This window comes from Carboxylicivirga caseinilyticus, from assembly GCF_050589785.1.
Lineage (GTDB): Bacteria > Bacteroidota > Bacteroidia > Bacteroidales > Marinilabiliaceae > Carboxylicivirga > Carboxylicivirga caseinilyticus.
The window spans coordinates 25,355-41,147 of record NZ_JBNGOX010000040.1; the positions used below are offsets into that span (position 1 = coordinate 25,355).

At 37.1% G+C, this 15,793-nt stretch carries 10 protein-coding genes; 7 read left to right on the forward strand and 3 right to left on the reverse strand.

The features are described from left to right. The first annotated feature begins 40 nt into the window (after positions 1 to 40). The 3 genes from ACRD62_RS17545 (at position 41) to ACRD62_RS17555 (ending at position 6,628) form a co-directional block, all read left to right on the forward strand. Positions 41 to 1,885, forward strand: a complete 1,845-nt coding sequence (locus ACRD62_RS17545; RefSeq protein ID WP_430821408.1) for a hypothetical protein — start codon at positions 41 to 43, stop codon at positions 1,883 to 1,885. A 130-nt stretch (positions 1,886 to 2,015) separates the two neighbouring features. Beyond that, complete coding sequence (locus ACRD62_RS17550; RefSeq protein WP_430821409.1) at positions 2,016 to 3,845, forward strand: alpha-amylase family glycosyl hydrolase; 1,830 nt, start codon at positions 2,016 to 2,018, stop codon at positions 3,843 to 3,845. Continuing rightward, positions 3,842 to 6,628: an alpha-amylase family glycosyl hydrolase gene (locus tag ACRD62_RS17555; RefSeq protein WP_430821410.1), complete on the forward strand. Its 2,787-nt coding sequence runs from the start codon at positions 3,842 to 3,844 to the stop codon at positions 6,626 to 6,628. Before ACRD62_RS17550 ends, ACRD62_RS17555 begins: the two co-directional genes overlap by 4 nt. 35 nt (positions 6,629 to 6,663) lie before the next feature. Here the strand turns inward: ACRD62_RS17555 and ACRD62_RS17560 are convergent, their stop codons facing one another. Continuing rightward, the gene (locus ACRD62_RS17560) at positions 6,664 to 8,085 is read right to left on the reverse strand and encodes a sugar transferase (RefSeq protein ID WP_430821411.1); all 1,422 of its coding nucleotides are present in this window, start codon (positions 8,083 to 8,085) and stop codon (positions 6,664 to 6,666) included. Positions 8,086 to 8,151: 66 nt separating this feature from the next. Between ACRD62_RS17560 and ACRD62_RS17565 the strand changes: the two genes are divergently transcribed. The 4 genes from ACRD62_RS17565 to ACRD62_RS17580 all read left to right on the forward strand — a co-directional run bounded on the left by ACRD62_RS17565 (position 8,152) and on the right by ACRD62_RS17580 (position 13,604). After that, a complete protein-coding gene (locus ACRD62_RS17565) occupies positions 8,152 to 8,799 on the forward strand; it encodes a protein-L-isoaspartate(D-aspartate) O-methyltransferase (protein ID WP_430821412.1) in 648 nt (215 codons plus the stop codon). 12 nt (positions 8,800 to 8,811) lie between these two features. Next, positions 8,812 to 9,453, forward strand: coding sequence for an MBL fold metallo-hydrolase (locus ACRD62_RS17570; protein WP_430821413.1), 642 nt, complete (start codon positions 8,812 to 8,814; stop codon positions 9,451 to 9,453). A 137-nt stretch (positions 9,454 to 9,590) separates the two neighbouring features. Beyond that, a complete protein-coding gene (gcvP, locus tag ACRD62_RS17575) occupies positions 9,591 to 12,455 on the forward strand; it encodes an aminomethyl-transferring glycine dehydrogenase (protein ID WP_430821414.1) in 2,865 nt (954 codons plus the stop codon). Positions 12,456 to 12,587: 132 nt separating this feature from the next. Continuing rightward, positions 12,588 to 13,604 (forward strand): DUF4097 family beta strand repeat-containing protein, encoded by a 1,017-nt coding sequence (locus ACRD62_RS17580; protein ID WP_430821415.1) that lies wholly within the window; start codon positions 12,588 to 12,590, stop codon positions 13,602 to 13,604. Positions 13,605 to 13,743: 139 nt separating this feature from the next. On the opposite strand, the gene ACRD62_RS17585 is transcribed toward ACRD62_RS17580, so the two are convergent. After that, the gene (locus tag ACRD62_RS17585; protein ID WP_430821417.1) at positions 13,744 to 14,724 is read right to left on the reverse strand and encodes a D-alanine--D-alanine ligase; all 981 of its coding nucleotides are present in this window, start codon (positions 14,722 to 14,724) and stop codon (positions 13,744 to 13,746) included. A 17-nt stretch (positions 14,725 to 14,741) separates the two neighbouring features. Next, positions 14,742 to 15,791 (reverse strand): RluA family pseudouridine synthase, encoded by a 1,050-nt coding sequence (locus tag ACRD62_RS17590; protein ID WP_430821419.1) that lies wholly within the window; start codon positions 15,789 to 15,791, stop codon positions 14,742 to 14,744. Between the last annotated feature and the right edge of the window lie 2 nt (positions 15,792 to 15,793).

The window sequence follows — 15,793 nt, forward strand, 5'->3', positions numbered from 1 at the left end:
GTGCTGCCTATCTTATTAGGCAGCTTTAAAACCGATTATTATGAAAAGAAAATCTTTAAATATACTAGCTGTATTAATCTCTTTTTCACTGGCTTTTGTTGCTTGTGAAAAAGATGACCAGGTAAAGCTTGATGCCCAGATGGAATCTTGGAAAATTGATGGTATTACATCAACATCTGCTGAATTAAGTGGTATGGTTGTTGCTCAAGGTGATGGTTTTACTGAATTTGGTGTTTGTTGGAATACTTCTGAAAATCCTACAATAGATAATTCAAGTCAGGAAGCAGATGAAGTAGATGGAGCTGTTTACTGGGTAACTGTAACAGGTTTAGATCATTTAACCAAATATTATTACAAGGCTTATGTGGTTCAGAGCGACGGTTCTGTTTTGTATGGTGAGCAAAAATCATTTACCACTTTGGCAAATATAGCAACAGTAACATTGAGCGATGAAGCAAATCTTACTGATAGAACTGTTGACCTAACAGGAAATGTAACTTATGATGGTAAAGCTGAAGTTACAGCTAAAGGTTTCTGTTGGTCAACCGAAGCTAACCCAACAGTAGCTAGTGATACTGTTCTAGTTGGAGCTGGTACAGGAGAATTCTACTACAGTATTATAGATTTAATGCCAAGTACTACCTACTATGTTAAATCATATGCAATAAACAGTGTTGGTGTAGCTTATAGTAGTCAAATCAGTTTTACTACATCTGTCGGTGTTCCGGTTGTTGAAACGAACGATGTTTCAAATGTGACAAAAACAACAGCATCAGTAGCCGGTGAAGTTATTCATAATGGAGGAAGTGATATTTCTGAGAGAGGTTTTGTATATGGTTTAACTGAAAATCCAACAGTGGCAGACACTAAGTTGGTTGATGCAGAAGTGACTGTAAGTACAATGTCTGTCGATATTGATGGACTTGAGCCTGGTGTAACCTATCATGTTAGGGCTTATGCTATTAATAGTACAGGAACTGCTTATGGTGATAATGTTGAGTTTACAACTGTACCAGATATTATTACTTGGTACCTTCCAGGAAGCTATGTTACTGCCAGTTATCCTGTTGGTGGTTATGACAATTGGTCACCAGAGAGTTCTCCGTACGTGCAGAATACATTATCAGTTGGTGATAAGTTAGAAGGTTATGTATATCTAGGAGTAGATAACAGCGAATGGAAATTTGCAACAGACAATACATGGTCAACCAACTATGGTGATGATGGTGCTGATGGAACACTTGAAGCAGGTGGAGCAAATATTGTTTCTGCTATGGGTTATTACAAAATAAATGTTGACTTATCTGTCTCACCTTACACATATACTGCTGTTAAAACTGATTGGGGCGTAATTGGTGATGCAACACCTGGTGAATGGGGAACAAGTACAGATCTTACTTATGATGCTGCTTCACAGACTTGGAGAGGTGTGGTTCATTTGAAAGCTGGAGGATTTAAATTCCGTGCCAATAATGCTTGGGATTATAATTATGGTAGTAGTGACGGTGTTAATCTTGTATCAGGTGGCGATAATATTACCAATGACGTAGAAGATGATTATGATTTCACTCTTGACCTAAGTAATCCAAATGAATATACCTATACCGCTTACCGCTGGGGTATTATTGGTGATGCTACTCCTGGAGGATGGGATACAGATACAAATATGAGCTGGGATTCAACCAATAAAGTATTTACTGTAACAGCTGATTTATTGGGAGGAAAGCAATTTAAGTTTAGAGCTAATGACGGTTGGACTGTTAATTTAGGTGGTTCATTAACTGCTCTTGAGCAAGACGGAAGTAATATTGACATTGCTGAGGATGGTAACTATACTATCACTCTAAATACAATGACTAATGTTGCTACAGTTGTTAAAAACTAAATAATACTTTTTACAAGGTAGTCCCATCAAATGGGGCTGCCTTTTTGCTTTTTAAAGTGCCATAGAACCTAGTAAAAGAACAGACTTGAAAAGACAAATACTATATATTGTTTTCTTTAATTTGTTATTTATGGACCTATCATCTCAAGTCATACTTCAGGGATTTTACTGGGACGTACCCGTGAAAAGCGAGGTGAAGGAAGGTATATGGTATTCTCATCTCGAAGAAAAATTAGACTATCTTCAGAAAATTGGTGTCACTGCTATATGGTTACCTCCACCGTCAAAGGGGAATTGGGGAATCTATGATATGGGGTATGGAATTTACGATCATTACGATTTGGGAGAATACGATCAGATTGGAACCATTAGTACCCGGTTTGGAACCCGTGAAAGCTTAAATAAATTAATTGAAAGTGCTCACAAGCATAATATCGAAGTGTATGCTGATGTGGTTTTAAATCACATGTATTCATTTCAGAATAAAGATTTGGAACCTAATCCAATCATAAAAAATTATCTTCTTAACCGAAAGAAGAAAACTGCCGGTTATCCGGTTAATGAATTAAGGTTTGGTTTGGATCTAAAACAAAATCAAACCATAACCATTCAAATGAGTAATCCAATTTATCCTAAAAAAATATCAGGATACAGACTTAAGGTCTCGGACGATCCATCAATGAATAATGCCAATAAAAAATTTCATCCCATATTGACAAAGAATACTGCTTTTGGATTTTGGGAAGGAATTGTTGATGGAGAAGAAAAAATCGAGTTTAAGATATATCAGAATCCGCAAATGAAATTATGGTTGCAGTTGGAAGTGTTGAATGAAAACATGAGCTGGGGAGATCAAACCAATGGATTAACCATTTCATCTATTGCTGATGAACATGGTGAGGAGCTCGAATGGAATCCATTTTCATTTACAGGTATACAACCTGCTTCCGGTAAAATGAAATGGAATTATTCTGATTTTCATCCTTCAGACAAGAATGATTATATAATGAACTACCCCGATACGGGTGGAATTGTTGCCAACTCAAAATTGTTTGGTCACGATTTTAATCACCGGAGTGAAAATGTTCAGGAACAATTAACTACTTGGGGAAAATGGTTATTGGACCAAGTAAAATACGATGGGGTAAGGCTTGATTTTGTAAATGGTATCGAACCTGATTTTATTAGAAGCTGGACAAATAATGTAGTAAGGGACTCAGCTTTTTGTGTGACAGAATTCTTTACCTATTCTGTAAATCAAATAGCAGATTGGAATAAGTTGGTTAATTCAGATAATAATGCCAAAGTGAAATCATTTGATTTTCCATTGAAAAAGGCATTGACTGAAATGTGTAATGATTCGATGGGTAAATTTGATATGAGTAGGCTGGTTAATGCAGGTTTAATCTCAAAATTATCAACTGATAAGATCATCACCTTTGCTGAAAACCATGACACAGGTAAAGAACATGATAAATGGATCAAGAAAGACTGGATACTGGCTTATTCATACATTCTGTTTCATCAACCCACACCGTGTTTGTTTTATTCTCATTTATTTCCTACCAGGCAGAATGATTTTAACAATAAAAAGCATGCTGTAATGGTGGATGGGTGTCTTCCTGAGAAAATAGAACAGTTAATCAGGGTGAGGTCAGTTTTGCAAGGGGAAAGTATTGTTGATTCTGCATTGGTTAATAAGAATCGTTATGTGGTAACCCGGGAAGGTATTGACAATTACAGGGGAGCCATTTTAATTTTAAATACTTCAGCAGAGGATGATGTTAAGTTTAAAATGGAATCATTCTTGAAGGACCATGAATTATTGGTAAATGTTTTGAATCCTGATATGAAGGTACTGGTCACTAATCAGACCTTTACTCAAAAACATATTGAAAGAGGTGCGTCTTTATGGATGCCAGTAACAGATTATGAAAAATTATTTAATATATCGAAATGAATAGGATTTACTTTTTAGGAATATTGATATGGTTGGCACAAGTTGTGAGTGCGCAGGTAGTAACTTCAAATCCTGCGATTCCGGTTGAAAGTGATCAGGTGATAATTACCTTTTATGCTGATCGGGGAACAGCCGGATTAGAAGGTTATACAGGCGATATTTACGCTCATACAGGTGTTATTACCGATAAAAGTACAAGCGATACCGACTGGAAATATGCGAAAGCAGACTGGGGTGTGAATATAGCCGACTGTAAACTTACTCAGATTGGTTCGAATCAATATACCTTAACAATTTCACCTACTATCAGGCAGTTTTATGGTGTGCCCGATGGAGAAAAGATCCTGAAGATGGCCTTTGTTTTTCGAAGTGCAGATAGTTCACTCGAAGGAAAAGATACAGGAGGAGGTGATATTTTTGTAAGTGTTTCAGATGCCGAGTTAGGGGTTGCAATTGAATCACCGGTGGATAAAAGTTTGGTGCCTGTTGGTGATGATGTTGTGGTGAGTGTTAACTCTATTTTGAGTGAACAATTGACATTATTTATTAATGATGTTGAAATTACATCTACTGCCGGAACTTCAATTTCTTATACCATATCAGGTGTTAGTGAGGAGCAATATCATATCAGAGCTGTAGCCACTTCTGGTGCAAATTCAGTTGAAGATAATGTGACTTTCTATACCAGAGATACGCCAATTAATGAAGCAAGACCTGCCGGTCTGAGAAGAGGAGTTAATAGAATTGATGATAATTCTGTGACTGTACTTTTGTATGCTCCTTATAAGGAGTATGTGTACTTAATGGGTGATTTTAATGATTGGACACCTATGAATGATTACCTGATGAAGAAAGATGGTGATTATTTTTGGCTGACGCTTACCGGCCTTACTTCTGGAGAAGAGTATGCTTATCAATATTGGATGGATGATGATTTAAAGATTGCCGATCCTTATACCAATAAAGTACTTGATCCATGGAATGATGGGTATATTGGTTCAGATATCTATCCTAACTTAAAAGCTTATCCTGAAGGTAAAACAAGTGGAATAGTGAGTGTTTTTTCAACTTCAGCTGATGATTTTCAATGGGATGCTACAGGTTTTAATGCTCCGGATAGACAATCATTGGTGGTATATGAACTTCTGATTCGTGATTTTACAGCTAATCAGGATATAAAGACAGTAACCGATACTTTAAGTTATCTGAAAAGACTAGGTGTTAATGCCATTGAATTGATGCCGTTCAATGAATTTGAAGGAAATGACAGCTGGGGTTATAATCCATCATTTTATTTTGCAACAGATAAAGCCTATGGAACGGTTAATGATTACAAGGCATTTATAAATGAATGTCATAAAAATGGAATAGCTGTGATTATGGACATGGTATTGAATCATTCTTTTGGTCAATCACCATTTGTTCAAATGTATTTTGATGGCGACAAACCTACTGCTCAAAATCCCTGGTATAATGTTGAGCATAACATGAAAAATCCGGATGCTCAATGGGGATACGACTTTAATCACGAAAGCCTTGAAACACAAGCTTTGGTTGACAGTATCTGTTCTTTCTGGATGAGTGAATACCAGATAGATGGTTTCCGATTTGATTTTACCAAAGGTTTTACAAACACTGTAACACCAGCCACAGGTGATAATAGTTGGGCCAGTAATCGGGATGACAGTCGGATTGCAATATTGAAACGGATGTCAAACGAAATATGGAAGAGGAAATCTGATGCGTATGTAATCTTTGAACATCTTTCAAATAATGATGAGGAAACAATTTTGGCCAATCACGGAATAATGCTTTGGGGAAATGCGAATCATGATTACAATGAAGCGACCATAGGATATGATTCTGATTTAAGCTGGACTTCATATGAAAACAGGGGTTGGAACGAACCTCAGGTGGTTAATTACATGGAAAGCCATGATGAAGAAAGATTGATGTATAAAAATCTATTATACGGAGCCTCTGAAGGTGATTATAAGGTTGCAAATAAAACCACGGCTTTAAAACGTGTGGAAGCAGCTGCAGTTATCTTTTTTAGTACCCCCGGACCTAAAATGGTTTGGCAATTTGGTGAATTAGGATTTGACTTAAGCATCAATCGCTGTACTGATGGATCAGTAAGTAATGATTGCCGATTGGCACAAAAACCGCCGGTTTGGCAATATCAGGACGATGAAGATAGAGCACGTTTATTTAATGTCTTTAAGCGTATGATTGACATGAAAACCGGTGAAGAGGTTTTTAATACGAGCGATTTTACAATGGATGTTTCGGGATCAGTAAAAAAGATTTCTCTGAATCTATCCGGTTCAGATGTAAGAGTAGTTTCTAATTTTGCATTAACTGCTCAAACGACCAGTATCAATTTTAGCTCAACTGGTTGGTGGTATAATGTAATATTGGGAGATAGTATTAATGTAACAAATACAGATGTTCAACTTACATTTCAGCCAGGTGAATATGTAGTTTACAGTCAGAAGAAATTAACCGGGTTTGATACAAATACATCAATTGATGATGATGTTAATGCATCTTCAAAAATCAATTGTTATCCAAATCCATTTACTGAGTCGGTACAGATAGAAACAAACATGACAGGTGAGAAGCTTCTGGAAATTTATTCAATCTCTGGTGCTTGTATAAAAAAGATTCCCTTTCAGGAAGACAAGATGAGAATCAATCTCAGTGAATTATCCATTGGTCAGTATATAATTCGAATAACAAATGGGAGTGAAGTAATTCACTCGAAGGTTTTCAAATACTAGCGATAACAAAAAGGTGAGTCAACAGATTCACCTTTTTATTTTCCTTCACCGCTAATCAATGTTTTAAGGGTGTAAATAATTATTTTAATATCTATCCAAAGCGAGAGATTATGGATGTATAAAATATCGTAGTTTAAGCGCTGAATCATCTGCTCAATATTTTCTGCATAGCCGTATTTTACCATTCCTAATGAAGTAATACCCGGTCTGCATTGAAGTATTTCACTGTATTGAGGGGCTTTTTTAGATATTTCATTAATAAAATAAGCTCTTTCGGGTCGTGGTCCAACAATTGACATCTGACCAATTAAAACATTCAAAAATTGCGGAGTTTCGTCAATTCTCCATCTTCTTAAAAATCGTCCGAATGAAGTCACACGAGAATCATTTATAGATGATAAAGCAGGCCCATTCACTTCGGCATCAATAATCATGGATCTGAATTTGATTATCTTGAATGGTTTTCCGTTCTTTCCAATGCGTTCCTGATTAAAGAAGACGGGGCCTTTTGAACTTTTTTTAATTCCCCAGGCTATAAATGGAAAAAATGGAATAAGCATTAGTAAGCCAATAAGTGCAATAACAATATCTATAATGCGTTTAATGAATTCTTGCCAAACCGGCATTTGTTTTCTGGATACAGCAATAAAAGGTGGAGCAACCAGGGATTCGATTCTGGCAAATCCTTTCACTATTGATTCCATATCAGGGACCAACTTGATGGAAATATCCTTCATTTTGGCAACAGAAATAAGGTTGGTGACCATTTTTTCTTTTGTTGAAGGAACTGCAATAATTATTTCGTCTGGTTGGTGTTCATTAATTAGTTTCTCGGCTTCATAATAACTTAATGCAGTATCATTTGTCTTGTTTAGTATATCATCAATTTTTATTACATCCGTTATTTTATTCCCGCTTAGATTACCTAATTGCAATAGTTCGGAATATGTATTTTTCAATACGCCATTTGATCCGATTAAGAGAGTTTTTAGTCCCCAGTAACCTTTATGCATTAATATCCTGAGTACTAAAATTAAAAGTATATGAGGAATATTTATACTAATGAGGGTAGTGATAAATAAACCTAAAAAAGTATTCCAAACGTTGGCAAAAGAAAAGAGGTTGTAAAAGCCATAGAAATATACAAATAAGCTTAAGAATGAGATTCCTATTCCACTAAATGTTTTTGAAATATGATTGGAAATGGAGAGATTGATTCGATTACGGTATAAACCAGACAAATAAAGAATGAAAAGTATATAACCAACTAATAATATAATTACTTCATTCTGATTAAGTAAGGCTTGAGTCGACTGAGCAAAATGGGTTGAAAAACTTGGTAATTCACTTTTGAGAGTCTTAACGGAAAATGTTGAAGACAAGATAATTATAATGATATCGGTAACTAAAAAATATAAATTAATAGATTTTTTAGATATGTTTGAAATGACCCCCATAAAATGCTTAACGAATGTTGATGCAAAATATTTCGGGAAAGTTAAAAAAAATTAATTTTGCCAACTATGGAGATGTTGGATTCTTTTAGGCATAAGGGCATGCGTCAACGATTGGTGCAGGAACTTGTTAGGAAAAATATTACAGATAATAAGGTATTGGAAGCAATTGGGAGGGTTCCCCGTCACTTGTTTCTCGATAGTAGTTTTGTTTCATTTGCATATCAGGATAAGGCGTTCCCTATTGCAGCAGGGCAAACTATATCACAACCATACACTGTTGCTTTGCAATCTCAATTACTAAATATATCTGCAGGAGAAAAAGTATTGGAAGTTGGTACTGGTTCTGGGTATCAGGCCGCTGTGTTAATTGAAATGGGAGTGAAACTCTTTTCAATAGAACGACAAAAAGAGTTATTTACTCGATCTACTCATTTGTTAAAACAAATTGGTTACAGCGGACGTTTTTTTCTTGGTGATGGTTATGAAGGACTCTCGTCATTTGCTCCCTTTGATAAAGTGATTGTTACAGCTGGGGCACCTTTCTTACCTGAAAAGCTATTGCTTCAAATGAAGATTGGTGGCATTATGGTAATACCACTTGGTGATAAAAAACAAGTGATGACTCGTATTACAAGGCTTAGCGAGGATGATTTTGAACAGGAGCAAATTGGAGAATGTGCATTTGTACCCATGTTAAAAGGAACAGTAAATTAAAAATGTAATAATATGATTAAAGTTGAAACTCTGCCAATTAATATGTGGCAGGAGAATACATATATTCTTTCTGATGAAACCAAAGAGTGTGTTATCATTGATCCGGGGTGTTTAACCGCTGAAGAGCGTAAATATGTAGCTGATTTTATTGATTCTAATGGATATACTCCGGTAAAATTATTGCAGACACATCTACATCTCGATCATGTTTTTGGCTCTGCTTTTATTGCCGAAAAGTTCAATCTTGGAATGGAAGCCAATGCCGGAGACGAATTTCTGATAGATCAGACAGTTACTTATGCACAGCAATTTGGGGTTGAGGTTGATAAAAATCCACCTGCAATATCAAATTACCTTAACGAAGGGGATGAAGTTACGTTTGGCAATTCTGTATTAAAGGTTATTGAAGTACCCGGACATTCACCGGGAGGAATTACCTTTTACAGTGAGCAGGATAAAATTGCCATTGTTGGCGATTCCATCTTTACTGGGAGTATTGGCAGAACCGATTTACCCGGAGGTGATTTCGATACATTAGTTGGTAATCTGAAGAATAAAATTCTTACCCTGGATGATGAAGTTCAGTTATTTCCAGGACACGGACCATCAACAACGGTAGGAAAAGAAAGAACAACTAATCCATTTTTGGTTTAAAATCCGACTAAGGAGATATGCTTTTTTCGGCCTTGTCGACTAAATAAATGGCAAATGTCATTGAATTTTACCCAATTTCTTCTTCTATTTGGGTTGTGATTTAAATGAAGTAATACCTAATTGATAAATAACAAAATATGGCAACCGATAAGTTTGTCTCTCGTCACATTGGTCCAAGAGAATACGAAATCAGTACGATGCTCGATCGTATTGGAGTTTCATCTGTTGATGAATTAATTGACCAAACCATTCCTGCATCTATTCGATTGGAAAAACCTTTGAATATTAGCAAAGGATTAACAGAACGTCAGTATTTTAGAAAGATTCATGATATAGCTCAGTTGAATAAAGTTTACAATACTTATATCGGGATGGGCTATTACGATGTTATTACCCCTGCTGTAATATTGCGTAATGTGCTTGAGAATCCTGTTTGGTATACTTCGTACACTCCCTACCAGGCAGAAATTTCACAAGGACGATTAGAGGCACTTTTAAATTTCCAGACAGTAGTAACTGAAATGACGGGGATGGAAATTGCCAATGCTTCGCTATTGGATGAAGCCACTGCTGCTGCTGAGGCCATGATTATGCTTTATAATTCAAGAAGCCGTAAACAGGTTAAAGAAGAGGTAAATACTTTTTTTGCCGATGATAATTTGTGGCCTCAAACCAAGGAGGTATTGATCACAAGAGCAAAACCTTTAGGTATTGATCTGCAGTTTGGAAGTATCAATGAGTTTACCTGTGATGGAAATGTTTTTGGTTTATTGGTTCAGTATCCAAATTCAAATGGATTAGTTGATAATTATAAAGAAATTACACAGCAGGCTCATGAAAATGATTGTCGGGTAGCGGTAGCTGCTGATTTACTCTCTCTTGCTTTGTTAACTCCTCCGGGCGAGTGGGGTGCAGATATTGTGTTGGGAACAACTCAACGTTTTGGTATTCCAATGGGTTATGGAGGTCCCCATGCTGCATATTTTGCCACCAGAGAAGAATTAAAGCGTCAGTTACCGGGGCGTATTATTGGTGTAACAAAAGATGCCAATGGTCGTCGTGCATTACGTATGGCTTTGCAAACACGAGAGCAACATATCAAGCGCGAACGTGCTACTTCCAATATTTGTACGGCACAGGCTTTGCTTGCAACCATGGCCGGATTCTATGCTGTTTATCATGGTAAAGAAGGTATCACCCGTATTGCTGAGCGTGTTCATTCTATTGCTTTTCAGATAGCACAGGAAGTTGAAAAACTGGGATACAAGCAGGTGAATAGTGAATTTTTTGATACAATTCGTATTGCTCTGCCTGAAGGTGTTAAGATTGAGTATATTGAAAGATACAGCCTGAAATTGGAAATGAACTTCCGCTATTTCGATAATGGTGATGTGGGAATTAGTATTGATGAAACAACTAACCTGGATGATATTAACTGGATTGTTGAGGTTTTTGCCAAAGCTGCCGGTAAAGAAGTGCCAAGAATTAGTGAGATAGGAGAAGAAAGTAATGTCAAGGATGATTATAAGAGAACATCTGATTTCTTAATTCAGGATATTTTTAAAAAGTATCACTCAGAAGCGGAGATGGTGCGCTACATCAAAAAACTGGAACGTAAAGATATTTCATTGACTCATTCAATGATTTCTTTGGGATCGTGTACCATGAAGTTGAATGCTGCCACTGAAATGTTACCATTAAGCTGGATTGAGTTTAATGGATTACATCCTTTTATTCCAAAAGATCAGGCTGCAGGTTATCATTTAATGATGGATGAGTTGCGTCAGGATCTTTCTGAAATTACAGGATTTGCGGATGTAAGCCTTCAGCCTAATTCTGGTGCTGCAGGTGAGTATGCAGGGTTAATGGTTATCCAGGAGTATCACCGAAGTCGTGGAGAAGAGCAGCGTATTGTTTCTCTCATTCCTTCATCGGCACACGGAACCAACCCGGCAAGTGCTGTAATGGCCGGAATGAAGGTGGTTGTGGTGAAATGTGATGATAAAGGTAATATCGATGTTGAAGATTTACGTGCGAAAGCTGAAGAAAACAAAGATGTATTATCTTGTTTGATGGTAACCTATCCTTCAACTCATGGAGTGTTTGAAGAATCAATCATTGAAGTTTGCCAGATTATACATGACAATGGTGGTCAGGTATACATGGACGGTGCCAATATGAATGCGCAGGTTGGATTTACCAGTCCCGGACGTATTGGAGCCGATGTTTGTCATTTGAACCTGCATAAAACCTTTGCCATACCTCATGGAGGAGGAGGACCTGGAGTGGGTCCGATTGGAGTAGCGGCTCACCTGGTTGAGTTCCTTCCTCAGCATCCGGTTGTTGATAATGAACGAAAAGGGATCACTGCAGTAGCAGCAGCACCTTGGGGTAGTGCAAGTGTATTGCCTATTACCTATGGATATATTAAAATGCTGGGTGCCGAAGGATTGCGCAAATCCACTGAAATGGCTATTCTGAATGCCAACTATATAGCTGCATCACTGAAAGATGATTATGGTATTTTATATACAGGAACCAATGGTCGTGTTGCGCATGAAATGATATTGGAATGCCGTCACTTTAAAGCTTCATCTGGTATTACAGAAACGGATATTGCAAAGCGTTTGATGGATTATGGTTACCATGCTCCCACATTATCTTTCCCTGTTCATGGAACATTAATGATTGAACCAACTGAAAGTGAGTCATTACAGGAGTTGGATCGTTTTATATCAGCTCTGAAATCCATTTATTCTGAGATAAAAGAGGTTGAAAGTGGTAAAGCTGATAAAGAAGATAATGTGTTGAAAAATGCTCCGCATCCGGCTTATAAAGTAGTTGCTGATGAGTGGACTCATTCATATGGAAGAGAAAAAGCAGCTTATCCATTGGAGTGGATTCGTGAAAATAAATTTTGGATTGATGTTGCACGGGTAGATGATGCTTATGGCGACAGAAATCTGGTGTGTAGTTGTGCTCCAATAGAAAGTTATATCTAAAGAAATAAAGAATTGACACTAATCAATCCCGTTGCCTTGGCAGCGGGATTTTTTTATTCTCAAAAAGAGGAAACTTTATCAGATGAGAGGCGTATCAAAACACCAGATATCAAATAATAATTGAAATAAGAGATGAGAAAAATTTACTTGTTTTTTGTAATGCTAATTGCCACAACTTCGGCTGTAACTGCCCAATCCCTGGAAAAGGTTTTTGAAGGAAATAAAGACTTTGAACAGGTTAGTTCTATCAAGGTGAACGGTGACTTTTGTAAGGTTGAATTTGTAAAAGGAGATAAGGTTAATGTTACTGCTGAATTAAGTGCCAATAAACAATTAGATGGTTATGCTGTATCCATGGATTTAGCTGCTGGAGTGTTAACGGTTAACGTTAATAAACCTGAGTCTGGATGGAGTTCTCATTCCGGTTTTGTAACTGTAACCATGCCTGATGGAATGAATCTGGAAGTGGTAACAAGTTCGGGATATATCAACCTGGCTGATTTTAAAAATACAAATCTGAAAGCTGAATCAAAATCAGGTAAAATTGTAGTTATTAATCTTCAGGGAAGTGCTGATTTATCAACAAAATCGGCCACAATAACAGTTGATAATATTACCGGTGAAGTGGCTACTTCAACTAAAGATGGTAATCAGACTGTAACGAATGTAAAAGGTAATGCCAAAGTTGTTGCCTATAACGGTAGTTTGATAATTGAAAATATTGAAGGTGCTTGCAGTGCTGAAACCACTGATGGAGCATTAACTCTGAAAAATATTAAAGGTCAAATGCGCATGAAAACCAACTCCGGTTCCATGAAATTATCTGATTCGGAAGGTACGATTACAACCACTTCAGGTGCAGGATCACTGAATTTCTTTAATGTTCAAGGTGTGTTTGATATCAATTCAGGCAAGGGTGATGTAATTGGGGCAAGGGTGAAATTTACTGAGTCATCGAGTATTAAAACGACAGAAGGTAAGATTAAGTTTAAGTTAGAAAATAGTAAAGAAGAATTATCATTTGCCTGTGTGTCAGAGAAAGGAATGATGGTAGTTTATGGTAAGGCAAAGAAGAAAAAGGTGAATGAAGGTAAAGGTTCGATTGTAATTACCACTTACAGTACAACAGGAGCTCAGAATTATTATTAGAACGATTAAATATTGAAGCACACAAAGGCTGATTCGGATATGTCGAGTCAGCCTTTATTTTTCATGATTATTTGCAAGTAAGATCAAAAAAAAAGACCAGCTATTAATAGCCAGTCTCCTTCGTGTAAGTATTTCAGTTTTATTTTCTGGCAATCTGATCTTCGATGATTTCGGTAAATACATCTTTAATATTCAATCCGGCGGCTGCAATCTGCTGAGGAATAAAACTTGTAACAGTCATACCTGGTGTTGTATTCACTTCAAGCAAAAATATTTTATTGTCTGATATAATATAATCAACCCTTACAATTCCTTTACAACCCAAAATGTCGTAGATGAGAGAAGAGATTGACTGGATTCGGTCTCTTACTTTATCTTCAATACGTGCAGGAGTGATTTCTTCAACTTTATTAGCTGTATATTTGGCTTCAAAATCGAAGAACTCATTCTTACTCACAACTTCGGTAACAGGAAATCTAACTTCATTTTCAAGAGTTTTATAAAGACCACAGGTTACTTCCATACCTGATATAAACTGCTCAATAATTACCTCGCTACTTTCACTAAAAGCTTTTTCAATGGCCGGAACCAATTCTTTGCCTTCTTTTACCTTAGAAACACCAAAGCTCGACCCACCGGCATTCGGCTTTACAAATAATGGTAATCCTAGCTGCTTGATGATGTCAGGAGCATTGTAACTGTGTCCTTTGCGAAGAAGGACAGAATCGGCAACAGCCACACCAAATCCTTTCAGGTAGGTGTTGCATGTAAATTTGTTAAATGAGATAGCAGCAGCTTCCACATCACAGGTGCTGTGTGGAATACCCAGCATCTTCAAATAACCTTGCAGTAATCCGTCTTCGCCAGGTGTGCCATGAATGGTGATATAAGCACAATCAATTGATACCTCAGAGCCATTCATCTGAAAACTGAAGTCATTTTTATCAATGGGATACTCAGTTCCATCAACCACAGCACACCATTTTTCTTCTGTGATTAAAATTGGGTAGCGATTGTATTTTTCTTCATTAATAAATGAAAAAACACCTTCTTTACTCTTTTCAGATACTACAATTTCTGAAGAGTAACCGCCATAAACGATGCCAATATTCTTCTTCATGTTATTATTATTGGAACTTAATCAAGATCGCGTCCGGCAGTGTAGTCTCTCCATTTTTCGATGGCCTGAACCATGTCATCAGGTAGCTCAGAGTCGAACGACATAAATTCTTTTGTTGTTGGATGCACAAAACCTAGTGTTTTAGCATGAAGTGCCTGCCGGGGCAGGATGTTAAAACAGTTTTGTACAAATTGCTTGTATTTGGTAAAAGTGGTCCCCTTTAATATCTGATCCCCTCCATATCGCTCATCATTAAAAAGTGGATGACCAATGTGCTTCATATGAACCCTTATCTGGTGAGTTCTTCCGGTTTCTAAACGACATTCAACCAGTGTTACATACCCCAAACGTTCCAGAACTGTATAATGTGTTACTGCCGGCTTACCTCTTTCTCCATCCTCAAAAACAGCCATCTGTTTTCTGTCCTTCAGACTTCTGCCAATATTACCAACGATTGTTCCTTCATCTTCTTTGGGTTGCCCCCAAACAATGGCACGATAAGTTCTTTTAGATGTTTTTTCGAAGAACTGACGAGCCAGAAAATTCTTAGCATGTTCTGTTTTGGCAATTACCAAAAGACCAGATGTATCTTTATCAATACGGTGAACCAAGCCGGGGCGAGGGTCCTGCGAATTAAAAAGAGGCAAATCTTTCAAGTGATAAGCTAACGCATTAACCATGGTTCCGGTATAGTTTCCGTGTCCCGGATGAACAACCATTCCAGGCTTTTTATTAAGAACAATCAGGTCATCGTCTTCATAAATGATATCCAGTGGAATGTTCTCAGGTATGATTTCGATTTCACGCGGAGGATACGACATTACGATGGTAATAACCTCGTTAGCCTTTATCTTGTAGTTAGCCTTTACGGGATTGTCATTTACTCTAATATTACCTGCAGCAGCAGCTTCCTGTATTTTATTTCTCGATGCATTTTCTATTCGATTAACCAAAAACTTGTCAATGCGCAGAGGTTTCTGACCTGGGTCAGCAACAAAGCGATAATGTTCGAATAATTCGTTACTCTCTTCAAATTCTTCAAATTCGTTCTGAATCTCCTCAGCCATAA

Excerpts from the sequence above, each read along its gene's own strand:
- ACRD62_RS17545 (WP_430821408.1), top strand. The coding sequence starts at position 41 with ATGAAAAGAAAATCTTTAAATATACTAGCTGTATTAATCTCTTTTTCA.
- ACRD62_RS17550 (WP_430821409.1), top strand. The coding sequence starts at position 2,016 with ATGGACCTATCATCTCAAGTCATACTTCAGGGATTTTACTGGGACGTA.
- ACRD62_RS17555 (WP_430821410.1), top strand. The coding sequence starts at position 3,842 with ATGAATAGGATTTACTTTTTAGGAATATTGATATGGTTGGCACAAGTT.
- ACRD62_RS17560 (WP_430821411.1), bottom strand. The coding sequence starts at position 8,085 with ATGGGGGTCATTTCAAACATATCTAAAAAATCTATTAATTTATATTTT.
- ACRD62_RS17565 (WP_430821412.1), top strand. The coding sequence starts at position 8,152 with ATGGAGATGTTGGATTCTTTTAGGCATAAGGGCATGCGTCAACGATTG.
- ACRD62_RS17570 (WP_430821413.1), top strand. The coding sequence starts at position 8,812 with ATGATTAAAGTTGAAACTCTGCCAATTAATATGTGGCAGGAGAATACA.
- gcvP (WP_430821414.1), top strand. The coding sequence starts at position 9,591 with ATGGCAACCGATAAGTTTGTCTCTCGTCACATTGGTCCAAGAGAATAC.
- ACRD62_RS17580 (WP_430821415.1), top strand. The coding sequence starts at position 12,588 with ATGAGAAAAATTTACTTGTTTTTTGTAATGCTAATTGCCACAACTTCG.
- ACRD62_RS17585 (WP_430821417.1), bottom strand. The coding sequence starts at position 14,724 with ATGAAGAAGAATATTGGCATCGTTTATGGCGGTTACTCTTCAGAAATT.
- ACRD62_RS17590 (WP_430821419.1), bottom strand. The coding sequence starts at position 15,791 with ATGGCTGAGGAGATTCAGAACGAATTTGAAGAATTTGAAGAGAGTAAC.